The 23196-nt window shown below is 69.8% G+C and carries 19 protein-coding genes; 5 read left to right on the forward strand and 14 right to left on the reverse strand.

The window, feature by feature from the left end:
• Positions 1–127 precede the first annotated feature (127 nt).
• The 7 genes from ACLML9_RS03505 to ACLML9_RS03535 form a co-directional block, all read right to left on the reverse strand.
• The gene (locus ACLML9_RS03505) at positions 128–1720 is read right to left on the reverse strand and encodes an FAD-dependent oxidoreductase (RefSeq protein WP_411944101.1); all 1593 of its coding nucleotides are present in this window, start codon (positions 1718–1720) and stop codon (positions 128–130) included.
• Positions 1721–1737: 17 nt separating this feature from the next.
• The gene (locus ACLML9_RS03510; protein ID WP_411944102.1) at positions 1738–2751 is read right to left on the reverse strand and encodes an AurF N-oxygenase family protein; all 1014 of its coding nucleotides are present in this window, start codon (positions 2749–2751) and stop codon (positions 1738–1740) included.
• A gap of 385 nt (positions 2752–3136) precedes the next feature.
• Positions 3137–4132: a sulfate/molybdate ABC transporter ATP-binding protein gene (locus ACLML9_RS03515; RefSeq protein ID WP_030523176.1), complete on the reverse strand. Its 996-nt coding sequence runs from the start codon at positions 4130–4132 to the stop codon at positions 3137–3139.
• Positions 4133–4154: 22 nt separating this feature from the next.
• Positions 4155–4961: a sulfate ABC transporter permease subunit CysW gene (gene cysW / locus ACLML9_RS03520; protein WP_411944103.1), complete on the reverse strand. Its 807-nt coding sequence runs from the start codon at positions 4959–4961 to the stop codon at positions 4155–4157.
• Entirely contained in the window at positions 4958–5713 is a 756-nt protein-coding gene (cysT, locus tag ACLML9_RS03525; RefSeq protein ID WP_411944148.1) for a sulfate ABC transporter permease subunit CysT, read from the reverse strand. Before cysT ends, cysW begins: the two co-directional genes overlap by 4 nt.
• A 168-nt stretch (positions 5714–5881) precedes the next feature.
• Positions 5882–6901, reverse strand: coding sequence for a sulfate ABC transporter substrate-binding protein (locus ACLML9_RS03530; protein WP_411944104.1), 1020 nt, complete (start codon positions 6899–6901; stop codon positions 5882–5884).
• Positions 6902–6974: 73 nt separating this feature from the next.
• Positions 6975–7184 (reverse strand): hypothetical protein, encoded by a 210-nt coding sequence (locus ACLML9_RS03535; RefSeq protein WP_030523180.1) that lies wholly within the window; start codon positions 7182–7184, stop codon positions 6975–6977.
• Between the two features lie 83 nt (positions 7185–7267).
• Between ACLML9_RS03535 and ACLML9_RS03540 the strand changes: the two genes are divergently transcribed.
• Together ACLML9_RS03540 and ACLML9_RS03545 are read left to right on the forward strand one after the other, a co-directional pair.
• Positions 7268–7930: a class I SAM-dependent methyltransferase gene (locus tag ACLML9_RS03540; protein ID WP_411944105.1), complete on the forward strand. Its 663-nt coding sequence runs from the start codon at positions 7268–7270 to the stop codon at positions 7928–7930.
• Between the two features lie 41 nt (positions 7931–7971).
• Positions 7972–9984: a glycoside hydrolase family 15 protein gene (locus tag ACLML9_RS03545; RefSeq protein ID WP_411944106.1), complete on the forward strand. Its 2013-nt coding sequence runs from the start codon at positions 7972–7974 to the stop codon at positions 9982–9984.
• Positions 9985–9994: 10 nt separating this feature from the next.
• Here the strand turns inward: ACLML9_RS03545 and ACLML9_RS03550 are convergent, their stop codons facing one another.
• The 3 genes from ACLML9_RS03550 to lepA all read right to left on the reverse strand — a co-directional run bounded on the left by ACLML9_RS03550 (position 9995) and on the right by lepA (position 16393).
• Positions 9995–11800 carry a dynamin family protein gene (locus tag ACLML9_RS03550; RefSeq protein ID WP_411944107.1) on the reverse strand — a complete coding sequence of 602 codons (1806 nt, stop codon included), beginning with the start codon at positions 11798–11800 and terminating at the stop codon, positions 9995–9997.
• A gap of 100 nt (positions 11801–11900) precedes the next feature.
• Positions 11901–14324: a hypothetical protein gene (locus ACLML9_RS03555; protein WP_411944108.1), complete on the reverse strand. Its 2424-nt coding sequence runs from the start codon at positions 14322–14324 to the stop codon at positions 11901–11903.
• A gap of 191 nt (positions 14325–14515) precedes the next feature.
• Positions 14516–16393, reverse strand: coding sequence for a translation elongation factor 4 (gene lepA / locus ACLML9_RS03560; RefSeq protein ID WP_411944109.1), 1878 nt, complete (start codon positions 16391–16393; stop codon positions 14516–14518).
• Between the two features lie 121 nt (positions 16394–16514).
• Here lepA and ACLML9_RS03565 point away from each other — a divergent pair, with 121 nt between their 5' ends.
• A complete protein-coding gene (locus tag ACLML9_RS03565) occupies positions 16515–17096 on the forward strand; it encodes a type II toxin-antitoxin system PemK/MazF family toxin (protein ID WP_411944110.1) in 582 nt (193 codons plus the stop codon).
• A gap of 11 nt (positions 17097–17107) precedes the next feature.
• Here the strand turns inward: ACLML9_RS03565 and ACLML9_RS03570 are convergent, their stop codons facing one another.
• On the reverse strand, positions 17108–17902 hold the full coding sequence (locus tag ACLML9_RS03570; RefSeq protein WP_411944111.1) for an aquaporin: 795 nt from the start codon (positions 17900–17902) through the stop codon (positions 17108–17110).
• Positions 17903–18223: 321 nt separating this feature from the next.
• On the opposite strand from ACLML9_RS03570, the gene rpsT reads away from it, so the two are divergent.
• Positions 18224–18484 (forward strand): 30S ribosomal protein S20, encoded by a 261-nt coding sequence (gene rpsT, locus ACLML9_RS03575; protein ID WP_030523188.1) that lies wholly within the window; start codon positions 18224–18226, stop codon positions 18482–18484.
• Between the two features lie 148 nt (positions 18485–18632).
• A complete protein-coding gene (locus tag ACLML9_RS03580; RefSeq protein ID WP_030523189.1) occupies positions 18633–18878 on the forward strand; it encodes a hypothetical protein in 246 nt (81 codons plus the stop codon).
• A gap of 33 nt (positions 18879–18911) precedes the next feature.
• Here ACLML9_RS03580 and holA read toward each other — a convergent pair whose 3' ends face one another.
• The 3 genes from holA to ACLML9_RS03595 all read right to left on the reverse strand — a co-directional run bounded on the left by holA (position 18912) and on the right by ACLML9_RS03595 (position 23164).
• Positions 18912–19883 (reverse strand): DNA polymerase III subunit delta, encoded by a 972-nt coding sequence (holA, locus tag ACLML9_RS03585; protein WP_411944112.1) that lies wholly within the window; start codon positions 19881–19883, stop codon positions 18912–18914.
• 403 nt (positions 19884–20286) lie between these two features.
• On the reverse strand, positions 20287–21918 hold the full coding sequence (locus ACLML9_RS03590; protein ID WP_411944113.1) for a ComEC/Rec2 family competence protein: 1632 nt from the start codon (positions 21916–21918) through the stop codon (positions 20287–20289).
• Positions 21919–22264: 346 nt separating this feature from the next.
• Positions 22265–23164 (reverse strand): helix-hairpin-helix domain-containing protein, encoded by a 900-nt coding sequence (locus ACLML9_RS03595; protein ID WP_411944114.1) that lies wholly within the window; start codon positions 23162–23164, stop codon positions 22265–22267.
• Between the last annotated feature and the right edge of the window lie 32 nt (positions 23165–23196).

Below are 23196 nucleotides of genomic sequence, written 5' to 3' on the forward strand. Positions count from 1 at the left end.
TCCCCCCATCTCTCCCCGTGGACGATATTCAAAAGGACGGGGTGGCCGTGCGCGCCACGGGAGTGGGTCCCCGCGCGGCCCCGCGGCGCACCACGATAAGGGTTGCGTGGTCCGCCGCGCAGCGGGTTCAGCGACGACCGAAGAGGCGGCCGCGTGCCGGTTGCCCGGCGCGTAGTACCGCTCCGCCCGGCCGCGCCTGCGGCCGGCGCCCGCGCAACAGGCGGTCGAAGGCCTCCGCGCTGCCCGCGGGTTCGGGTAGGCGGCCCGCGTTGAAATCGTCGGCCAGCTGCTGGACCGTCTCCTGCGCACAGGATTTGTTGGTACCGATGAACCCCGTGGGCCCCCGCTTGATCCAGCCGGTGACATATGTGCCCGGGAACACCGCCCCGTCCGGCGCCTCCAGCACCCGCCCGGCCTGGTTCGGGATGATCCCGCGCTGTTCGTCGAACGGCAGGCCCGGCGTGGGCACCCCCCGGTAGCCCACCGAGGTGAGCACGAGCCCGGTCTCCAGGAGATCGAGATCGCCGGTGGGCACCGCGCGTACCCGGCCGTCGTCGCCGAGCACCGGATCGGTGCGCTCCACCTCGATCCCGGTGACGGCATCGGGGCCGAGAATGCGGCTCGGCGCGCTCTGATAGCGGAAGACGATGCGCCGCCGCCCGCCGGACGGCCGCTCGGCGGCCCGGCGCAGCAGATCCAGTTTGCGCTCGACCTGATAGGGCAGGCCGTCCGTGGGCGGAGGCAGTTCGCCGTCCACGACAATATCCACCTCCGCGCCCAGCAGCCCGACGAACTCCGGGACGGTGAACGCCGATTCGGCAGGGCCGCGCCGGCCCAGCACCACGACCTCTTCCACGCTGCTGCGCCGCAGCGCCTCGAGCGCGACCGGCGAGATGTCGGTCCCGGCCAGCGCTTCCGGGTCGCTGGTCAGGATGCGCGCCACATCGAGCGCGACATTGCCGTTGCCGACGATGACGACCCGGCGCCGGGAGAGATCGAAATCGTGATCCAGATGGTCGGGGTGACCGTTGTACCAGGCCACGAAATCGGTGGCGGAGACATTCCCGGCCAGACCTTCGCCCGGGATGCCGAGTTTGCGGTCGGTCGACGCGCCGACCGCGTAGACGACCGCGTGATGATAGGCGAGCAGTTCCTCGTGCGAGATGTGCTTGCCCACCTCGACGTCGAAGTAGGACCCGAAGCCCGGCTGCTCCGACATCACCTCGAAGAGGTCGGCCACCTGCCGGGTCTTCGTATGGTCCGGGGCCACACCGTATCGGGCCAGCCCGTAGGGCACCGGCAGCCGGTCGAACACCGTTACCCGCACCTCGGGTTGGGTGAGCAGTTCGTCGGCCGCGTACATGGCCGAGGGTCCCGAGCCGACCACGGCCACCCGCAGCGGCCCGCGCCCGGCGGTGTCGATCGCCGCTGCCGGCACCGGTGGCGCCAGCAGCGGGCGCGGGCGTGCCTGCCGGTAGAAGTCGGCGTTGATCTCGATGAACGGCTGCTGCTCGGCGGTCAGTTTCTTCGAGGAGGTGATCGCGTCCACCGGGCACGCCGAGGCACAGGCGCCGCAGTCCACGCAGGCCGCCGGATCGACATAGAGCATGTCCGCCGTGCGGAAATCCGGCTCGTCCGGGGTGGGATGGATGCAGTTGACCGGACAGGCGTAGACGCAGGACGCGTCGCTACAGCACGACTGGGTGACGACGTAGGGCATGAAGGTACTACCGCCGCTCAGGCCGCTTTGCCGGAGACCGCGCGCAGCGGCTCGGAGCGGTACCGGGTGGTGTGGCCGTCGATCCCCAGCGCCTTCCATACCCGCTTGGCGACCGGGTTCATCAGGCCGATCTCCTCGGCCAGGGCGCGCACGTCGCCGAAGTAGTCGCTGAAGGTCTGCTTGGCGTCGGCGGACCCGTAGAACAGTTCCTTGCGCACGCTCTCCGGAATATCGAACTCGTCGAAGAACGCCTTGGGCGGCGTCACGATGGCACGGCCGAGGATCCACATGACGATCGGCATGGCCAGCGACAGCACGAACTTGTTCCGGGCCGAGGACTCCGGTACATGCTTCTTGAGGAATTCGTGCGCGAAGGAGATGTGCCGCGCTTCTTCGGCCACATGGATGGCCATCACACCGCGCATGATCGGATGCACTTCCTCGCCGGAGCGCAGAACTTCCTTCTGGATGTGATCGATCGGCTCCTCACCGCCGAGAACGGCCATGAAGAACAGGTTCGGGAAGGCCACCGCCACCGGGACGGCGATATGCCGGATCTGACGCACCAGCGGGCCCATACCCGGGACGTCGACCCCGATCCGGTTCACCATCTCCTGGAACATCAGGGTGTGGTTGTGCTCCTCGATCATCTCGTGGGAGCAGTAGCGGAACTCCGGGTCACCGTTGGGCAGGCCGAAGATGTGCTGCATCATGCCGCTGATCAGGATGGCCTCGAACTGCAGGCCCACTTTGGCGACATTGGCCTGGCGGTACTTGCCGAGCGCGATCTTCTTCTCGTACGGCAGCGCCTGATACCAGGGATGGCGGCCGACCGTATCCCCCGAGACCGGCAGGATCCAGCGCTCCGGCCGGGCATCGGCGGCGAAGTCGGGATTGTCCCAGTCGATATCGGTGAACGGATCGAAGTTCCGGTTGACCGAACCCTCCGACAGCAGCAACAGCTTCTCCGCGTATTCCTGAGCCTGCGCGACCAGTTGGTCGTCGGAGACCGTGGTGGCTGAAGACGTCATCGTCACTGCCTCTCGTCGATGATTCGGGCTTAGCTGTTTCCCATAGTTACAGCTACGCCGGGGTACGTCAACACGACTACCCGCGGGGACCGGATCACACCGTGGACGTGGCGAGGATCACTCCAGCTCAGCGCGGGGTGGGCGGTGGCCGAACAGTCCAGGAGTACGGAATACAGGTCGTGGCCCACGGTGGTACCCGGGCACCGCTCGCGTCCGCTCCGGATGAACGACGCCGGTGGGGCCGCCCCGGTCCTGGAGCGACCGAGCGGGCGTGATGCGCGAAGCCCGCAGAGATCGGCGGCCATCGGGACCTACCCGGCCGGGGCCTACTCCGGCTGATGGCGGTGGATCTCCGTGCCGCGGCGCCGAAGGCGACCGCCCTCGATCACCGCACCGGCAGCTGCGGGATCCGGGTCGCGCGGGCGTAGACCGTCTCCCCCTCCGCCAAGCGCAATGCCTCGGCGTCACCGCGGGTGACCTGGGCGGTGAACAGGTCCCCGGTTGCGGCGTTGCGCAATTCCACCCGGACCTCGAACCCGAGCCGCACCACCCGCTCGACCGTCGCCCGGGTGACGCCCGCCGATTCCGCGGTGCCCTCGTAGGCGGCCAGCGCCATATTCGAATCCCGGCCCACCCGGATATCGTGCGGCCGCACCAGATGCCCGTTGAGTCGCGCCACCGCACCCAGGAACGACATGACGAACTCGCTGGCGGGCCGGTCGTAGACATCTTCGGGACTGCCGACCTGCTCGATCCGGCCGGCGTTCATCACCGCGATCCGGTCGGCCACGTCCAGGGCTTCTTCCTGGTCGTGGGTGACCAGCACGGTGGTCACGTGCACTTCCTCGTGCAGGCGCCGTAACCAGGTGCGCAGATCCGCGCGGACCTTCGCGTCGAGCGCGCCGAACGGCTCGTCCAGCAGCAGCACCTGCGGGTCCACCGCCAGCGCCCGGGCCAGCGCCATCCGCTGCCGCTGCCCGCCGGACAGCTGCGCCGGATACCGGTGCTGGAAACCGTCGAGACCGACGATGCCGAGCAGTTCGTCGACCCGTTTCGCGATCTCGGGCTTCGGCCGCTTCCGGATGGTCAGCCCGAAGGCCACATTGTCGCGGACGGTCATATGCTTGAACGCCGCGTAGTGCTGGAAGACGAAACCGATATCGCGTTTCTGCGGTGGTACCCGGGTCACATCCCGGCCGCCGATGGTCACCACCCCGGAATCGAGATTTTCCAGCCCCGCGATCGACCGCAGCAGGGTCGACTTCCCGGACCCCGAGGGGCCGAGCAGCGCGGTCAGCTCGCCGGAGGGGATATCCAGGCTGACATCGTCGAGGGCGGCGAACGAACCGTAGTTCTTGCGCGCATTGGTCACGGTGATCATCGGCGGCCTCCGGCATACACAATCAAGACGCGTTCCGCTTACGTTCCAGGAGCGTCATCAACAGCAGGGTGACGAGCGCGAGTCCCATCAGCAGAGTGGCGGCGCAGTACGCGCCGAAATCGTTGTGATCGTTGATATAGCGTTCGTGCACCAGCAGCGTCAGCGTCTGCGATACACCCGGGAACCCCGACGACACCATGATGACCGCGCCGAACTCCCCCAGCGCGCGGGCCACGGTGAGCACCACGCCGTAGGTCAGCCCCCAGCGGATGGCTGGGACGGTGATCCGCCAGAAGGTCTGCCGGCGTGATGCCCCCAGGGTTGCCGCCGCCTGTTCCTGATCGTCGCCGATCTCGTGCAGCACCGGTTCCACCTCGCGCACCACGAACGGCATGGTGACGAAAATGGTCGCCAGCACCATGCCCGGCAGCGCGAAGATCACCCGGAAACCCCGGTCGGTGACCACACCGAACCAGCCGTCGACCCCCCACAGCATGATCAACGCCACGCCGACCACCACCGGCGAGACCGCGAAGGGCAGGTCCACGATGCCCTGCAGCAACCGGCGGCCGGGGAAATCGCCACGTACCAGTGCCAGGGCGATCACCACGCCGAGAATCACGTTCACCGGCACCACGATCACCAGGATGATCATGGAGAGGTTGAAGGCCGAGATGGCGGCGGGCGTACTGATCTGATCGATGAAGGCCCCGACCCCCTGGCCGAACGCCCGGTACAGGATGATCCCGAGCGGCAGCACCAGCAGGACGAACAGGTAGCCGAGGGCCAGCACGCGCAGCGTGATCCGGCCGGGAGCGGACAGGTTCATCGGGCCTCACGTTCCTTGCGGGCCGTCCGCTCGGCGAACACCCGCAGCACCAGCAGCGCGACGAATGCGATCAGCAGCAGCGCCACCGAGACCGCCGCCGCGTTCACCGGCCGGTCGATCTCGATCTGCTGCTGGATGTATTGGGAGGCCACCTGCGTCTCACGGGGGATGTTGCCGCCGATCAACACCACCGAACCGAATTCACCGATGGCGCGCGCGAAGGCCAGGCCGCCGCCGCTGATGATGGCCGGCGCCAGGGCCGGCAGCACCACGTGGCGGAAGGTCGTCCAGTTGTCGGCGCCCAGCGACAACGCCGCCTGTTCCACCTCGCGATCGGCCTCGATGAGCACCGGCTGCACCGAGCGCACCACGAACGGCAGGGTCACGAAGGCCAGTGCCACCACCAGGCCCGGCCGGGTCGCGTTGAGATGGACGTCCACCGGACTCTGCGGTCCGTACAGGGCCAGCAGCACAATGCTGGCGACAATCGTGGGCAGCGCGAACGGCAGGTCGATGAGCGCGTTCACCAGGCCCTTGCCCGGGAAATCGTCGCGGACCAGCACCCAGGCGATCATCGTGCCCATCACGACGTTCAGCAGCGCCACCGCCAGCGAGACCAGCACCGTCACCCGCAGCGACGCCAGGGCCGGGGGGTCGGTCACCGCGCCCCAGAACCCGGACCAGCCGTCGTCGAACGCGCTGAAGGTCAGCGCGGCCAGCGGCAACAGCACGATCACACTGAGCCACAGCATCGCGGTGGCGATACCGAGCGGGCCCACCGAACCGGTGAACCGCAACCACGACCGGATCGGCCGGCGGGTGGACACGTCCGGGCCGACGCCGCCGGCGGGCGCGGGCTCGGTGGCGGTGCTGCGATCGGTCACGAGTATCGAGTATCGCGTGTGGGCCGGGTCACCCGGCTACTCGGTCGCGTTGTCGTAGGCGACGGCGATGGTGCCGGATTCGGGCGCGAACAGTTCCGCTTCCACCGCCTCCCAGCCACCGAGGTCGGCGACGGTGTACAGGGTGGGCGGCTGTGGGAAGACATCGGTGTACTCGGCGGCCACTCCCGGATCGACCGGACGGAAGCCCGCGTCGGCCCAGGCACGCTGCGCTTCGGTCGTATAGAGGAAGTCGCGGAAGGCGACCGCCTTCTCCGGATGCTGGGCATGGGTGAGCACCGCGACCGGGTTCTCGATCTTGAAAGTGTTCTCCGGCACGAGGTGCTCGACCGGGTCGCCGTGCCGTTCGGCGAAGATCGCCTCGTTCTCGTAGCTGATCAGCACATCGCCGGCGCCCTGCAGGAAGGCCTCGGTGGCCTCCCGCCCCGATTTCGGCTGCACGCGCACATGGGTCAGCATCTGGTTCAGGTAGTCCACCCCGGCCTGCGGGTTCTGCCCGCCCGCGCTGGCCGCGGCGTAGGGGGCGAGCAGGTTCCATTTCGCGGAACCGGAACTGAACGGATTGGGGGTCACCACCTCGACATCGGGGCGCAGCAGATCGTCCCAGGTCCGGATGTTCTTCGGATTCCCGGCACGCACCACCAGCGCCACCACCGAGCCGAAGGGCACCCCGCGAGTGGCGTCGGCGTTCCAGTCGGGATCCACCAGTCCGGCGTCGACCAAGCGGGTGATGTCGGGTTCGAGGGAGAAACTCACCACATCGGCGGGCGCGCCGCGCGCGATCTTGCGGGACTGGTCCCCCGACGCGCCGTAGGACCGGCGCACCTCCACGCCCGCGCCCACCTCGGTCTCGTTGAACTTCGGGACCACCTCGTCGTAACCGGACTTGGGGATGGCGTAGGCGTACAGGTCGACGATTCCGCCGCTGCCGTCGGCCCCGCCGCCGCCGACCTCGTCACTGGATCCCCCGGCACAGCCGGCCAGCAGCATCGGCACCGCGACCAGCACCGCCAGCAGGCGAGGCACAGCCCGCGTCACCGGGTGAACAGCCAGGCGACGATCACCAGCACCAGCAGTGCCAGCAGTGCGATCTGCACCCGTGAGCGCGGCATCAGCACACCTCGTTTCCGGCGTCGCGGTCCCCGTCGGCGTCGTCGCGGCCCAGCGCGACGCCCGCCACGTGCAGGAGCCGGTCGATCAGGTAGGCGATCGCGAAACTGATCGGCACCATACCCACCAGCACCACGAGGAACTGAGGGATGAACGGCAGCCCCGCCACCCACATCTCGAACCCGTCCCACCAGTCGGCAATACGCTCCACGGCGACCAGCGTAGAACACCGCGCAGTGGCCACCCCGACCCGCGCCTTGACCTCAACCCGACTCGAGATTGCAGGCTGGGGTCATGACACAGGCACCAGAGGTATGGAACTCCGCCTACGACAACGACACCGCGCCGTGGATCATCGGCGAACCCCAGCCCGCGATCGTCGAACTGGAACGGGCCGGCCGGATCCGTGGCCGCGTCCTGGACCCCGGCGCGGGCGCCGGCGAGCACACCATCGCGCTCACCGCCCTGGGCTACGACGTGCTCGGCGTGGATCTCTCCCCGAGCGCGGTCGCCTACGCCCGCCGCAACGCCGCGGCCAGAGAGGTGCCGGCCGCACGCTTCGACGTGGCCGATATGGTCGCGCTCGCCGATGCCGGCGACAACCCGCTCGGCACTTTCGACACGATCGTCGACAGTGCGCTGTTCCACGTGTTCGTCTCCGACGCCGAGGCGCGGGCCGACTACGTCCGGACACTGCACCGGCTGTGCGCGCCGGGCGGCTACGTGCACATTCTGGCGCTCTCGGACACCGAGCCCGGGTTCGGCCCGCGGATCGGCGCGGCGATGATCCGCGACTCGTTCACCGGCCCGGACTGGGAGGTCGAGGACCTGCGGCCCGACCACTACTACGGCCGGATCACCGAGACGGTCGCCGACCGGGCCGGGGACCTCACGCCCGACGCCGCGGGCAAGGTGGAGCTCGCCGCCTGGCTGGCCCGGATCCGGCGCGTCGGCTGAACCGTGGTGGACGGCTCGGGCCGCGCGACCCATGATGGGGTATGCCGAGTCCCGAGCACGCACCGTCGGCCGACGGGAAACCGGGCACCTTCCCGGCCCTTCCGCCGGAGACCAAGCTGCCGCAGAGCAACTTCCCGGTCATCGACGACTATGCCTTCCTGTCCGACTGCGAAACGACCTGTCTGATCGCCAGCAACGGCTCGGTCGAGTGGATGTGCGTCCCACGCCCGGATTCACCAAGTGTTTTCGGCGCCATCCTGGATCGCAGTGCCGGCCATTTCCGGCTGGGCCCCTACGGGCGCACCGTGCCCGCCGCCCGCCGCTATCTGCCCGGCGGAATGATCCTGGAGACCACCTGGCAGACCGAAGCGGGCTGGCTGATCGTCCGGGACGCGCTGGTGCTGGGCCCGTGGCACAGCACCGACCAGCGCAGCCGCACCCATCGCCGCACACCGACCGATTGGGACGCCGCCCATATGCTGCTGCGCACGGTCAAATGTGTGAGCGGCACGGTCGAACTCGAACTGAGCTGTGAACCGTCGTTCGACTACCACCAGGCCTCGGCCACCTGGGAGTACACGGGCAAGGTGTACGAGGAGGCCTCCGCGGTCTGTGCCGCCGACCCCACGGCCGGGCCCACCCTGGTACTCACCACCGATCTCCGGCTGGGCCTGGAGGGGCGCGAGGCCCGGGCGCGGACCCGGATGCACGAGGGCGATTGCGCCTATGTCGCGCTCACCTGGTCGGAACTGCCCGCGCCGCAGAACTTCGCCGAGGCCACCGAGAAGATGTGGACGACCATCGAATGCTGGCGGCAGTGGGTCACCCTCGGTGATTTCCCGGACCATCCCTGGCGTCGCTATCTGCAACGCAGCGCCCTCACCCTGAAGGGCCTCACCTACGCCCCTACCGGCGCCCTCATGGCCGCCGCCACCACCTCGCTGCCCGAGTCCCCGGGCGGGGAGCGCAACTGGGACTACCGGTACTCCTGGGTGCGCGATGCCAGTTTCGCCCTGTGGGGTCTGTACACCCTGGGCCTCGACCGGGAAGCCGACGATTTCTTCGCCTTCCTGCACGACGCCACCACTGGACCCGATGGCGAGCCGGTACCCCTGCAGGTGCTGTACGGCATCGGCGGGGAGCGCGAACTCACCGAGCGCACCCTCGATCACCTGTCCGGGTACGGCAACGCCCGGCCGGTCCGGATCGGTAACGCCGCCTACAACCAAGAGCAGCACGACATCTGGGGCACCATGCTCGATGCGGTCTACCTGCACGTGAAATCCCGCCAGCACGTACCTGAAACGCTGTGGCCGATGCTGGAACGCCAGGTCGGCGCCGCCATCGACCACTGGCGCGAACCCGACCGCAGCCTCTGGGAGGTCCGCGGCGAACCCCAGCACTTCACCTCCTCGAAGGTGATGTGCTGGGTGGCGCTGGACCGCGGTGCGCGAATCGCGGAACTGCACGGTCAGGCGCATATCGCCCAGGAATGGCATCGGATCGCCGAGGAGATCCGGGCCGATGTGCTGGCCCACGGCGTGGACGACCGCGGTCGCTTCACCCAGGTGTACGGCGGCACCACCCTCGACGCCTCACTGCTGCTGGTGGTACTCACCCGTTTCCTGCCCCCGGACGACCGGCGGGTCCGCGCCACCGTGCTCGGCATCGCCGACGAGCTCACGCAGAACGGCCTGGTACTGCGCTACCGCAACGAGACCACCGACGACGGGCAGGTCAGCCCCGAGGGCAGCTTCACCATCTGCTCGTTCTGGCTGGTCTCGGCGCTGGTGGAAATAGGCGAGATCGGGCGCGCCCGCAGACTGTGCGAACGGCTGCTCACCCATGCCAGCCCGCTCAAGCTCTACGCCGAGGAGATCGACCCGTCCACCGGCCGGCATCTGGGCAACTTCCCGCAGGCGTTCACCCACCTCGCGCTGATCAACGCGGTCACCCACCTGATCCGGGCCGAGGGCTCCCAGGAGGCCGGAACATTCCGCCCGGCGCACAACAAGACCGGCGGCACCCCGTGGCGCAGCCGCCCCCGGCGCTGATCGGGCCCGGTCAGGCGGCGACGAAACTGTCGGCCTGCTGGCGCAGGTCGCGCAATTTACCCATCTCGCTGTCCAACCGGGCGAGCCGCTCCGCACCCCGATCGCCGTACTGGGCGCCCGCTTCCTCGGCGACCCGCAGCGCCTCGTCCGCGGTACGCAACGCGTCGGTGGCTATATCGGTGAAATGATCGCGCAGCACCCGCTGCACCTCACGCAGGCGGGTCCGGGATTCCTTGCCGACCTGGAACACCACATCGTCCATCAGACGCGCCAGCGCCACCTTGGCCTCGGCCTGCCGCCGCTGCCGGCGGGTGCGCCGGTCCTCCCACAGGGCATGCAGACCGAGCAGGATGCCGGCACCGGCCGAATACCAGTTCACCAGGGACATGCCGAGCAGACTGGTGGCCAGGCCGACCATCAGGATTCCGCCGTAGGAACCGCGCAGCGCGGTCAGGAACTGCTCGGTGACACCGGCTTTGGCGCTCTGCAGCGGCTCCAGCGGCGCGACGTTCTCCAGCAGTTCGGCGGGATACTGCGGACGGATATCGGGCAGATCCGGGCGACGGTGGTCGGCGGGAAACCGCGCGGCCACCTGTTCACCCAGTTCCTCGGCACGATAGTTGGCCGTGTCGAAATTCTCCGCGATCGCCCCGGCGATCCTGGTTTCCAGATCGGTGCCGAAGCGCGCCCAGTGGGCCGCCGGGTCGGTACGCGAGATCTCGGCTTCGGCCTCGCGCACCAGGATCCGCAGCCGGTGCCGGAGATCGTGTTCGATATCGGCCATGAGTTCGGTGCTGCCGTCGGCGAGCGTGATCTGCCAGGTCGCGGTGCGCTGGCGCAGCTGATCGGCCTGGTCCCGGGCGATTGCCAGCTGCTGGGTCACATGTGCCCGGCGACGCGGATCACGGAGCGCGTCGGCCTCGGTGCGCAGCGTGACACCGAGATGGTCGCCGACCAGCCGGATATCGCGTACCGCGGACTGTACGGCTGCCGCGTCGGCGTGGGCGACCACGTAGTCGCGCAGATGTTCGACCAGTTGCGGCAGACCCGATTCGATCGCACGCTGCTGATCGCCCGACTGCTGCGCCTCCTGATGGATGGCGGCCGAGACCGGCGCCACCGCGAAACCCAGTCCGGCGGCGTCGAGCAGTTCGCGGTTGCGTTCCTGCACATGCGTCCAGTGCGGGTTGCGGTCGATCTTGTTGAGCACGCAGATCACCGTGGGGCACACCTGCCCGATCCGGTGCAGATGCGCGATCTGATCCCGGCTGTACTCGTTGTCCGCGTCGCTGACGTAGAGCACGGCGTCGGCGGCGGCGATCATCGACCAGGTGCTGCGTTCCTGCACGGAAGCGCCGGGCGCGTCCATCAGCACGATCCCCTCGGCCAGCAAGGGACTGGGCTGAGTGAAATCGGCCCGGATCACCCCCTTGGCCGTGAGCGCCGGAGCCGGATTCAGCGGATCGACGGGCTGCCGACGGATCCGCCCGCCGCCCTCGCGGCGGATGAGCGTGGCGGAGGGTTCCGGGCCGTACTCCACGATCGCGGGCACGCTGATCGCGCTGTCGGTGGCGCTGACCGGCGCCCCCGCCATGGTGTTGACCAGGGTGCTCATCCCGCTCTTCGGCGGACCGACCACCACCAGCCGCACCCGGGTATCGGCCACCCGGGCACGCACCATCCCGAGCCGGCCCCGCAAGTCGTTACGACTCGCGGTACGTGATACGTCCCGCAGCTCATCGATGATCTGGATGAGGGGGGCCATCACATCCGGGTTCTTCACCGTGGCGGCCCGCGGTCCGGCTACGGCAGACAAGCCCTGCTCCTCACTGTCGGTCACAACATCCCGTCATCGACCGAGCCCGGTCGAATCACCCCCTGTACGACCGGACAGCACCCCCGCCGGTCGTGAACCGTCACATGAATACCCAGTGGCCGTGATCGGCAATCGGGTCCTCGGTCACCGCCACTGGATGTGGCAGTAATCCGCCGGACAGATCACCGGTCAGGCCACCGCCCGCGATACCGAACGCGGCGTGTTCGGTATGCGGCGTGACGGCCACCGCGTGCACATCGTACGGAACCGGCGAACCGTGATCGGCGATCGGCTGCACCTGGGGCGCCACCGGGAGTGGTGTCGGCAACGGATGCGGCGCCACCGGCGCCGGGGCATCCGGCAGCGCCGGCTGCTGGGTCGGCACGCTCACGGTGGGCACCGGGGCCTGTGGTTGATCCGCGGTGGGCACCTGCTGGGTGGGCACCGGCCGGGTGGGGACATCCACCGTGGACGGGGTTCCGTCCGGTGTCTGATCGCCCGGGCCCGGGACGTTCGGGCTGGTTCCACCGATAGGGTCGGTGGTGGTACCGCCGGTCGCGGTCTCGCCGGTGGAGGAGCCGGGGCCCGTGGTGGTGGCGCCGGTCGATTCGTCGGTACTGCCGGTGGACCCGCCCTCGGAGGTGGGGGTTTCCGGCGATGTGGTGCCGGTGGACGGGCCCCCGGTGCCGGTGGTGGTTTCCGGTGAGGTGGTCGAACCGTCCGGAGACGTGCCGGTGCTCCCACCGGCCGACGGTGTGGTGCTCCCGCCCACCGTGGTGCTGCCGTCCGGAGACGTGGTCGTACTGCCGTCGGGGCCGGTGGTCGTGGGGCCGGTGGTGGACGTGGCGTCGCCGGTGGTCGTCGGCGCGGTGGTGGTCGGCACGACCGGAGTGGAGGACCCGGGCAGGATCGGCTCGGCCGGCGGCTGCGGGTCCGGCGCCTGCGGCGGCCGGTGGAACAGATCCGGGAGCTGCGCGGCGGGCGCGGTGAGCGGCGACGGTCCCGCCGGCGCATGAAGGACATGGGCCATCGGGGTGGTCGCCGCATCGGGTTGAACCGCGGTCTGCAGCGGGGTCGCCGCGACCGGCTGCACAGCCGGTGCCATGGCAGCCGGTGCGACGACCGGCGGCGGGACCGGCGCCGGAGCCATCGGAGCCGGCGCGACCGGAGCCGCCGCCATCGGTGCCGGCGCCATCGGAGCCGGGGCGATCGGCCCGGGAGCGACGGGGCCCGGGGTCATCGCTGCGCCCGGGAGCGGCCCGGGAGCCGCGGCGCCCGGGGCCATCGCTGCCCCGGCGCCGGTCGACGCCGCGGCGCCGGAGGCCGCACCGGCGCCGGAGGCGACACCGGGAACCGCGGCGTCCGCCCCGGCCGCGGTACCGGTGTCGGCGCCGCGAGCCGCGGCCGCCGCACCCGCGTCCGCCCGTGCGGCGGCGTCCAGCGGATCGCGGCCGGCGGACTGCCACAAATCGGACGCGGCGGTGTCGGACTGGGCCCAGTCGAGGTACTGATCGAGCCGATCATCGAGCAGGCTGCCGTCACCGACGGTGATATCGAGATCCCAGTCGCTGGTGACCCAGAAACCGTCGGCGCCCGCCGAGACGTCGAGTCCCATACGGGAATCCATGGCCGCCGCATGACCGAACCCGTCGGCGACGACGAACCCGCCGTCGGCCCCGTAGTCGATGGCCAACTCACCCGTCGGACCGCCCTCGCCGTACCAGCCGGACGCCGGATCACCGGCCGGGCGCGCGAGAAGATCGGCGAGGTCGAAACCCCAGTCGCCGTCGTCGGCGCTGCGCGCCACCGCCTGCGCCGAGGAATCGGGACTCAGGTCGAACCGGGGCAGGTCGAAGATATCGGTCTGAAAGGCGTCGCCCGGTGCCGGAAGCTCGAATTCGCCCGGGGCACCCGCACCTTCGTTACCGGGCAACGGAAATCCCTGTCCCCATCCGGGGATACCGCCGAAACCCGGGATGTTGTCGGGCGGCAGACCCGGATCCGGCGCGCCGAACTCGGGCATACCCGGGATCTTGGGTTCGGGTATCCCGGTACCCGGCATGTAGTCGGCACCGGGCGCACCACCCTCGGGCGAGCCGGGTACCAGTGCCAGTCCGGGGATGTCCTCGGTGTGGACACCCGGGTAGTAGTCGTCGAGATCGAAATCGCCGGGGCGGCCGACCTGGATATCGAATGTCGGACCGTGCGGGAGCGGCATGGTCGTGCTCGCGTCACCGGCGGAGCCCGGCGCCTCGGGCCGCACGGGATCCGGATCCGGGAAGGTGATCACCGGACTGGGGACGTCGGGATCGGGATCGGCGCTCGAGGCCCAGCCCGTGTTACGGCTGTCCAGCTCACTGGGCGGCGCCGGGACCCCGCCGCCGTTGTTCGCGATCAGCGCGCCGCCGGTCACATAGGCGCCGCCGCGCGCGACTCGCGATGTGGCGCTGGCAATGCGATAGGCGGTGTCAGCACCGCGTTCGGTGACCTCTTCGTCGCCGTCGAACGGCAGATCACGCGCCATTCCAAACTCCACTCTCGCGTTCAACAGCAACCACGCCGGGGGCCGCCCCGGCGCGGATCCGCTCTCAGCCTATTGTCGACATCTGCGGCTGTCACATTTTCGTTATCAGCCGATTTCGTAGGCCGGATGGAGGCGCGGCGCAGATCCGGCTGCCGCACAGCGAAATTCCCGCGAGCGGGGAGGGTGGACCGCTACTTCTTGTCCTTCGGCTTATCGGACTGCGCGTCCGAGGACAGCGCCGCGACGAAGGCCTCCTGCGGGACGTCGACCCGGCCGATCGTCTTCATCCGCTTCTTGCCCTCTTTCTGCTTCTCCAGCAGTTTGCGCTTACGGCTGATGTCACCGCCGTAGCACTTGGCCAGCACGTCCTTGCGGATGGCGCGAATGTTCTCGCGGGCGATGATCTTGGACCCGATGGCCGCCTGGATCGGCACCTCGAACTGCTGACGCGGGATCAATTCGCGCAGTTTGGTGGTCATTTTGTGCCCGTAGGCCTGGGCGGCGTCGCGGTGCACGATGGCACTGAACGCGTCGACCGCCTCACCCTGCAGCAGAATATCCACCTTGACCAGCTGCGATTCCTGTTCCCCGGACTCCTCGTAGTCGAGCGAGGCGTAGCCGCGGGTCCGCGATTTCAACGAATCGAAGAAATCGAAGATGATCTCGGCCAGCGGCAGGGTGTAGCGCAGCTCGACGCGGGTCTCCGACAGGTAGTCCATCCCGCCGAGGTCACCGCGCCGCGACTGGCACAACTCCATGATGGCGCCGATGAATTCGCTCGGCGAGATGATGGTGACCTTGACGACCGGCTCGAAGACATCGCGCACCTTGCCTTCCGGCCAGTACGACGGATTCGTCACGATATGTTCCGCGCCGTCTTCCATCACCACCCGGTAGACAACATTCGGCGCGGTGGAGATCAGGTCGAGACCGAATTCGCGTTGCAGGCGCTCCCGGGTGATCTCCATATGCAACAGACCCAGGAACCCGCAGCGGAAACCGAACCCGAGCGCCACGGAGGTCTCCGGGTCGTAGGTGAGAGCGGCATCGTTGAGCTGGAGTTTGTCCAGCGCGTCACGCAGATCCGGGTAGTCCGACCCGTCCACCGGATATAGCCCCGAGTAGACCATCGGACGTGGTTCGCGGTAGCCGGTGAGCGGTTCGATCGCGCCGTTGCGGGCGGCGGTCACGGTATCGCCGACCTTCGACTGCCGGACATCCTTCACACCGGTGATCAGATAGCCGACCTCCCCGACCCCGAGGCCCTGGGTGGGCTTGGGTTCCGGTGAGACGATGCCGATCTCGAGCAACTCGTGGGTCGCCCCGGTGGACATCATCTTGATCTTCTCGCGCGGTGTCAGCTTGCCGTCCACCACCCGGACGTAGGTGACCACGCCGCGGTAGGTGTCGTAGACCGAGTCGAAGATCATCGCCCGCGCGGGGGCATCCGCGTCCCCGACCGGCGCCGGCACCCGCTCGATCACCCGATCCAGCAGTTCGATCACGCCCACCCCGGTCTTCCCGGAGACACGCAGCACATCCTCGGGCTCGCAGCCGACGATATGGGCGAGTTCGGCCGCGTAACGCTCCGGATCGGCGGCCGGCAGGTCGATCTTGTTCAGGACCGGGATGATCTCCAGGTCCTTGTCCAGCGCCAGGTACAGATTCGCCAGGGTCTGCGCCTCGATTCCCTGCGCGGCATCGACCAGCAGGATCGCGCCCTCACACGCCTCCAGCGCCCGTGACACCTCGTAGGTGAAGTCCACGTGGCCCGGCGTATCGATCAGGTGCAGGACGAAATCCTCGCCCTCGTGCTCCCCGGACCGCGACGTCCACGGCAGCCGCACGTTCTGGGCCTTGATGGTGATCCCGCGTTCTCGCTCGATATCCATCCGGTCCAGGTACTGCGCACGCATCTGCCGGTCCTCCACGACACCGGTGAGCTGCAGCATCCGGTCGGCCAGCGTCGACTTGCCGTGATCGATGTGCGCGATGATGCAGAAGTTCCGGATCCGCGACGGATCGGTGAACGTCGTATCGGCGAAGCTGGCGGGCACTCCACTCCTCATGGGGTATCGGGCGTACTGCCGACCATCGTCCCATGCTGGACCCCGCCCGCCGCCGCCCAGGTCCCGCCGCGGCCCACCGGAGGCGATATCTTCGGCGGCGGCGTGACGTTATTCTCCTGAGATGGCCCGAAGTTGGAACAGTCTCGGCAAGCAACTCACCGCGATCGCGAAACAACAGGGTCCGAAGATCGTCAAGCGGCAGGCGCCGCGACTGGTCGAGGCCCTACTCGACCGCTGGGGTGCCCGCGACGGTTCGGGCCGCGGCCGCCGTCCGGCCGCACCCGGCGGCGTCCCGGTACGGCCCGCCGCCTCCACCCCGGTACCGACCGCCCACCGCGCGCGGCGCGTGGTGTACGCCCCCCAGTTGGACGGCCGCGCCGACCCCGGCGAGATCGTCTGGACCTGGGTCCCCTTCGAAGAGGACCCGAGCAACGGCAAGGACCGTCCCGTGCTGGTGGTCGGACGTGACGGACATACGCTGCTCGGGCTCATGCTGAGCTCCAACCCGGTGCGCGGCGACGATCCGGACTGGATCGGGATCGGCGCGGGCACCTGGGATCACCAGGGCCGGGACAGCTGGGTCCGGCTGGACCGGGTGCTCGATGTCCCCGAGGACGGTATCCGCCGTGAGGGCGCCATCCTGCCGCGCAAACTGTTCGACCTGGTCGCCCACCGGCTCGTCCGCGAATACCGCTGGAGCTGACGAGCGCCCGGTCAGACCTCCAGATACCGGGAACGGCCGAAGAGCATTCCGTACACCAGCGCGCCCAGCACCCCGCCGATCAGCGGGAACACGATGAAAGCCCACAGCTGGGCCGGCGCGCCGTCCTGGAACGGGGCCACCGCCAGACTGCGCGCCGGATTGACCGAGGTGTTGTCGACCGGGATCGAGATCAGGTGGATGACCGCCAGGGTGAACCCGATGGCCAGACCCGCCTGGGGAATCTCGGAGATCCGGTCGGTCGAGGCGAGCACCACGAAGACCAGCAGCGCGGTGAGCATCACCTCCACGATGATCATGGCGGCCAGGCCGTACCCGTCCTGGATCACCACATCCCCCGCCGGGCCGGTGACCGCCGACGGGCTGTGCGAACCCCAGCCGTTGGCGCCCAGGCCGTCGGCGGCGCGATCGTAGGAGGGCAGGTTCTTCGCGATCGCGAACAACACCAGCCCCGCCACCAGACCGCCCACCACCTGCGCGACGAGGTAACCCACTGCGCTGACCGGCGACAATCGGCCCATCAGGTAATGCCCCACGGTGACGGCCGGATTCACATGACACCCCGAAACCGGTCCGATGGCGTAGACCAGGAGCAGCAGGGACAGACCGAAGGCCAGCGCGACACCCAGCGGGCCCACCTTCTCTCCCGCCAGGACGGCGGTCCCCACGCCACCCATCACCAGGACGAACGTGCCGAACGCCTCGGCGGCCCATTTCTTGGGATCGGACGGAACCGCTGGTTCGACGCCCTCGAGGATCGCTTCCTTTTCCTGCGCAGTGGGAGACATACCGGTCCGCCTTCCGAGAGGATCGCCGCCCCGCCTGGTGCCGGGGCGCACACCGGGAAACACCTGGGTCCTGCTGGGAAAACTCAACTCCTGTGCCGATCGTGGGGCACGATACGCGGGGCGTTCGACCGGCACAACGGCATCGCCTCGCCCGCGATGTGACGATCCGCCCACGATTTCGTCGCGCCGCCACGTGCTGGTAACCTGGCCAATCGGCGTTGCCTACCCCGTGCCCGGCTGTTCCCTTCGGTGGACGAGCACCAGGGCGGGGGTGCACACAGACTTTCCGACCGAACCAAACAGGAACCAGAGGATACCGGCGTGGCCAACATCAAGTCCCAGATCAAGCGGATCCGCACCAACGAGGCGGCGCGTCAGCGCAACCAGTCGGTGAAGTCCGAACTGCGCACCCATATCCGCGCCTTCCGGACCGCCGCCGCGACCGGTGACAAGGAAGCCGCCGCCGAGCGTCTCCGTGTGGTGAGCCGCAAGCTCGACAAGGCCGCCTCCAAGGGCGTGATCCACGCCAACCAGGCCGCCAACAAGAAGTCGGCGATGGCCACCGCGCTGAACAAGATCTGATCAACTGATCTCTTTCGACAACCGGCCGCCGCGGCATTGAGGACCACGGCGGCTTTTGGTGTTCCCGGCGCCCGGTCAACGCGGTTTTTCCGGCCGTTCCCGGATGGCGCCGATCCGGTTGTCCCCTTCCTGCCGTAGCATGCGGCGCATGGTTACGGTGTATGCGAACCAATCGGTAGTCCAAGCCGAGGACCTGCCCGGTGTGATCCGGGCCGCCGAAGTCCTCGGTATCGGTGTCAGGATCGAGAACGTGCTGGTCCCGGCCGACGACGATGGCGGTCCGGTGGTGGTCTGGATGGTCACCCGGGACGAGGAGACCCCCGTCTACGAGGAGTGGGACGGCCGCTACGACGAAGCGGCCGAGGAAGCGCTGGGGCTCAGCGCGGTCGAATAGCGACCACCCTTCCGCCGGTCCGCGCCGGCCCCGTCAGCTGCGCCCGTGCAGGGCGAGCAGCTTCAGTACGGCGTCCTCGAGCGCGAACCCGGAATCGGCGGCGCCGCCTTTGACATCAGCGTTCAGCGTCGCCACGACCTGCAGCGCCGACCCGATCGTGGCCGGAGTCCAACCGCGGGCCTGTGACTGGGCCTTCTTCACCTTCCACGGCGGCATACCCAGCGGACCCGCCAGTTTGAACGGATCCCCGCGCCCCGCGGACCCCACCTTCGCGATGGTGTGCACGGAATCGGCCAGTGCGTCGGCCAGCACCACATGCGGCACCCCGCGGTCCTGCGCCCAGCGCAGCGCCTCCACCGCGCCCGCCCGGTTTCCGGCCACGGTCAGGTCCGCGACCTCGAAACCGGACACCTCGGCCTTGCCGGAGTAGTACCGGCGGACCGCCGCGACATCGAGCTTCCCCCCGGTATCGGCGACCAGCTGCGAGCAGGCCGCCGCCAGTTCACGCAGTTCCGAACCCACCGCGTCGAGTACGGCCTGCACCACATCCGCCGACACCCGCGCCCCGGCGCCCCGGAATTCGGCCCGGACGAATTCGGCCCGCTCCGAGGCCTTGGTGAGCTTCGCGCATTCGTGCACCACCGCCCCGGCCTTCCGCAACTCGGGCACCATGGCCTTGGCGCGTCCCCCACCGGAGTGCACCACCATCAGCACCACCCCCTCGGGTGGCGCCGCGGCGGCTTCGGAGATCACCGCGACGGCGTCCTTACCGGCCTGATCCGCCGCCTCCAGAATGATCACCCGGTCCTCGGCGAACAGCGAGGGGCTCAGCAGTTCCGCCAACTCCGCGCTGCCGGCATCACCGGCCCGCAACCGGTCCACCGGGACCGCGTCCGGATCCGGCGCGACCGCCCGCACCTGCCCGGTGACCTCGGCCACCGCACGCTGGATCAGCAGTTCCTCATCGCCCAGCACCAGATGCAGGGCCGCAGGTCGCTCGCTCACGCTCCGATCGTACGGCTGCCCTCCGACCACCGGCCGCAGCCCGGGCGGAGCGGACTCGAGGGCGCTCGAGATCCCACAGCGGCTGCGCGCGGCAGATCGAAATACGCGGCCGGCGGTGCCGCCGTCGCCGTCGTCCCGGGGCCGTCGTCGAGCGCCTGACGATTGCGTTCACCCGTCCCGCGGTCTCGTCATCGATCCGGTTCGGCGATCCGGCGGCCGTGGCGGCGACACCGGGCGGTCCGCGGCGGGTTCGCCTGCCGGGCGGCAACGCGCCGTTGCCGTTCGAGCTACCGAGCAAGGTGGCCGGTCGGCACCCACGCCCGGGTCCGACCCGGTCACAAGTCCGCGGGAAGGGGTTCCGGCCGGCCCAGGGAAGGTTCCGGCCGGCCCAGGGAACGGCGGATCAGCCGAACCCGAAGACCAGTAGCAGGTACGCGGCGAGAACTCCGAGTGATACGGCCGACAGCATGCGCCGGAAACGGGTCCACCGCAGGGCCGCGATTCCACCGGCGACGACCACGGCGGCGAGCATGCCGCCCGGTGTACCGCCGGGGACCGTGACGAGCGCGCCCGGTACGGCGGCCGCCTCGGTCGCCACGGTGAGCAGCCACCACATCGGCGGCCCGATCGGCCGCAGGACGAGGTGCGCGAGTGGGTCCCAGCAGGTGGCCGCCACGGCCGCCAGGGCTCCGCCGATGGTGATCGGAGCGATCACCGGAGCCACGAGAATATTGGCGGCCACGGCCACCAGGCTGAGCTGCCCCGAGATCGCGATGGTGAGCGGTGTGGTGACAACGAAGGCCGCGGCCGCCACCGCGACCAGTTCGGCGGGGAGCCGCCACCAGCCACAGGCCCGCAGATGATCGGCCCAGCCGGGGGCGAGCAGGAGCAGCGCACCGGTCGCGAGGACCGAGAGCGCGAACCCGGCCTGAACGGCGAGCGCGGGCCGTAGCGCCAGCAAGGCGATCACCGCGGCGCAGAGGGCGGGCAGGGCTTGTTTGCGGCGGCCGGTCAGCAACGCCAGAAGCGTCACCGACCCCATGGCCGCGGCGCGCAGCACGCTGGGGTCGGGCCGCGCGATGATCACGAAAGACACCAGGGCCACCGCGGCACAGAGCAGCGACAGACGCGGACCGAGGGTGAGCAGTCGGGTGGTGGCGAGCACCGCGGTGAGCAGGATCGAGAAGTTCGCCCCGCTGACAACCGTCAGGTGCTGGAGGCCCGCGGCGACGAAGTCGTCGTGTACCCGGTCGCTCAGCGCCGAGGTGTCTCCGGCGACGAGCGCGGGCAGCAGTCCCGCCGCGTCCGGCGTGAGTGCCCGGCCGGCTGCCGCGACCAGATCCGAACGCACCGAGTCGGCGGCCGCCTGCCACCACGGCAGCGGGCCCGCGGTGTCCGGTTCGTCCACCGGCCGCAGGGTGGCCACCGTCAGATCGTGACTGCGCGGGGGCGCGGGCCGGGCCCGGAATTCGATCGGTTGCCCCGGCAGTAGTTCCGCCCAGGCCGGCCCCGCGGCCAGCACCACCACCGCCCCACCGCCGCGTACCACCCGGTCGCGATAGCGGAACTCCCGGAGTTCGCCGCGTACCACCCAGAGCCGTCCGCGCCCGGACCCACTGCTGCGCACCGGTTTCGGATCGTCCCCCGGCACCATCACCACCTCGACGGTCGCCGCGGCCGGCACCGAGCGCAGCGGATGAGCGCCGGCCCGGTGCTCCTGCCACGCGCCGGCGCAGGCGAACGCCGAACCGATCAGCGCGGCACCCAGCACCACGGTCGCCACGACACGGCGGCGTTCGCTGCGGTGGGCGATCCCGGTCCACAGCAGTGCCCAGGACATCAGGGCGAGCACGGCCAGCGCGAGCGCGACGACCACCCCGGCAACCCAGCCGGCGCCGACCGCGAGGACGGTGACGAGCCAGCAGGTCAGCGCGGCCGGCAGCAACCGCGCGTCCAGCACCGTATCCGGGCCCGCCGCATCATCTTTCGCTCCCGCTGCTCGTTGCCGGAGCTCCGTGCCCGGCGTCGCGCTCACCGGCACACCTGCGCGAATATCCGCCCGAGCTGCCAGAGCAGCCGCCGGCCGCGCCCGCGGACAACAGAGCGGCCGGTGAAGTCATCGATGAGGGCGGCCCCTACCGTGCGGACCGCACCCGTTCCCTGGGTGCCGCTCCACCGCCCGGACCGGACTCCGAACCCCGCGCCGCCGGGTAGGTGCCGCGGGTGTGGTTCACAACCGCCCGACCGGCGTCCGGTTCGCCGACCGCGGACCACTTGCGCGTAGCGCCGACCTCGTATCGGGAGCGCGCCGCGACCCGGATCGCGACCCGGTCTCGGTCCAGGTTCGGCGCCCGCGCCACGCACCCGCATGGGCAGCGCCTTCATACCGTCACCATCTCGCGCAGCCGGGCCAGCCGGGCGGGACCGATACCGTCCACCTCGGCCAGCTGCTCCACATCGGTGAACCGTCCGTTGGTTTCGCGCCAGGCGATGATCGCCTTCGCGGTCACCGGCCCGACTCCGGGCAGTGCGTCGAGCTCGGCTTCGGTGGCGGCGTTCAGATCCACCGGTGCACCTGCCGCGGCCCCACCACCGTTCGGATCGGCGGCGGGCGGGGAGCCCGCGGAACCGCCGCTGATCGTCGCGCTCCCCGGCAGCGGGCCGCCGGGTTCGCCGGGACCCACCCGGACCTGGTCGCCGTCGGCCAGCCGCTGGGCCAGGTTCAGTCCCGCCAGGTCCGCGCCGTCGAGCGCACCGCCCGCCGCCGAGATCGCGTCGGCGACCCTGGCGCCGGGTGGCAGCCGCACCAGACCTGCCCGGTTCACCAGGCCCACTACACTCACCACCAGTTCGGCGGGCTGCGCTCCGGTCGGCGCCGGCTCCGCCGCGCGAGGCGCCGGCCCGGCTGCCGGGGAATCCACCGGCATCGCGGCCGCCGCCACCGCGGGCAGCGGGGGAACCGATTGCGCGACCGGACGATCCCACAGCACCATCACGACCGTCAGCAGCCCGGCGAGCAGGCCGATACCCGCCATGGCCGCCACCCCGCGCCGGCCGCTGTCCAGGCGTGCGCCCCGGAACCGGTCGGGGACCAGGCGGTCCCGCCAACCGGGCGGGGCGGGTTCGTCGTCCAGCCAGCGCGGGGTCCGTACGGCATCGGCTTCGGCGAACGTGGGGTCCGGCCTCGGACGTGCCCGGCCCTCCTGGTCGTCCCGCGGTAACTCGCCGAGGTGGCCGCCCAGTTGTCTGCGTACCCGTTCGCGCTCGTCGTGTGGTGCCATGCCCGTGACGCTAGGCCCGGCCTGTCACCGAA

Origin of the sequence: Nocardia sp. NPDC002869, assembly GCF_046764065.1 — a bacterium.
Classification (GTDB): domain Bacteria; phylum Actinomycetota; class Actinomycetes; order Mycobacteriales; family Mycobacteriaceae; genus Nocardia; species Nocardia rhamnosiphila.

What these genes read in the sequence shown, in the direction of transcription:
- ACLML9_RS03570 (WP_411944111.1), bottom strand. Translation starts at nt 17,902, where the DNA reads ATGTCTCCCACTGCGCAGGAAAAGGAAGCGATCCTCGAGGGCGTCGAA.
- ACLML9_RS03555 (WP_411944108.1), bottom strand. Translation starts at nt 14,324, where the DNA reads ATGGCGCGTGATCTGCCGTTCGACGGCGACGAAGAGGTCACCGAACGC.
- ACLML9_RS03505 (WP_411944101.1), bottom strand. Translation starts at nt 1,720, where the DNA reads ATGCCCTACGTCGTCACCCAGTCGTGCTGTAGCGACGCGTCCTGCGTC.
- ACLML9_RS03515 (WP_030523176.1), bottom strand. Translation starts at nt 4,132, where the DNA reads ATGATCACCGTGACCAATGCGCGCAAGAACTACGGTTCGTTCGCCGCC.
- cysT (WP_411944148.1), bottom strand. Translation starts at nt 5,713, where the DNA reads ATGCTGTGGCTCAGTGTGATCGTGCTGTTGCCGCTGGCCGCGCTGACC.
- ACLML9_RS03595 (WP_411944114.1), bottom strand. Translation starts at nt 23,164, where the DNA reads ATGGCACCACACGACGAGCGCGAACGGGTACGCAGACAACTGGGCGGC.
- lepA (WP_411944109.1), bottom strand. Translation starts at nt 16,393, where the DNA reads ATGAGGAGTGGAGTGCCCGCCAGCTTCGCCGATACGACGTTCACCGAT.
- ACLML9_RS03580 (WP_030523189.1), top strand. Translation starts at nt 18,633, where the DNA reads ATGGTTACGGTGTATGCGAACCAATCGGTAGTCCAAGCCGAGGACCTG.
- ACLML9_RS03540 (WP_411944105.1), top strand. Translation starts at nt 7,268, where the DNA reads ATGACACAGGCACCAGAGGTATGGAACTCCGCCTACGACAACGACACC.
- cysW (WP_411944103.1), bottom strand. Translation starts at nt 4,961, where the DNA reads ATGAACCTGTCCGCTCCCGGCCGGATCACGCTGCGCGTGCTGGCCCTC.
- ACLML9_RS03565 (WP_411944110.1), top strand. Translation starts at nt 16,515, where the DNA reads ATGGCCCGAAGTTGGAACAGTCTCGGCAAGCAACTCACCGCGATCGCG.
- ACLML9_RS03510 (WP_411944102.1), bottom strand. Translation starts at nt 2,751, where the DNA reads ATGACGTCTTCAGCCACCACGGTCTCCGACGACCAACTGGTCGCGCAG.
- ACLML9_RS03545 (WP_411944106.1), top strand. Translation starts at nt 7,972, where the DNA reads ATGCCGAGTCCCGAGCACGCACCGTCGGCCGACGGGAAACCGGGCACC.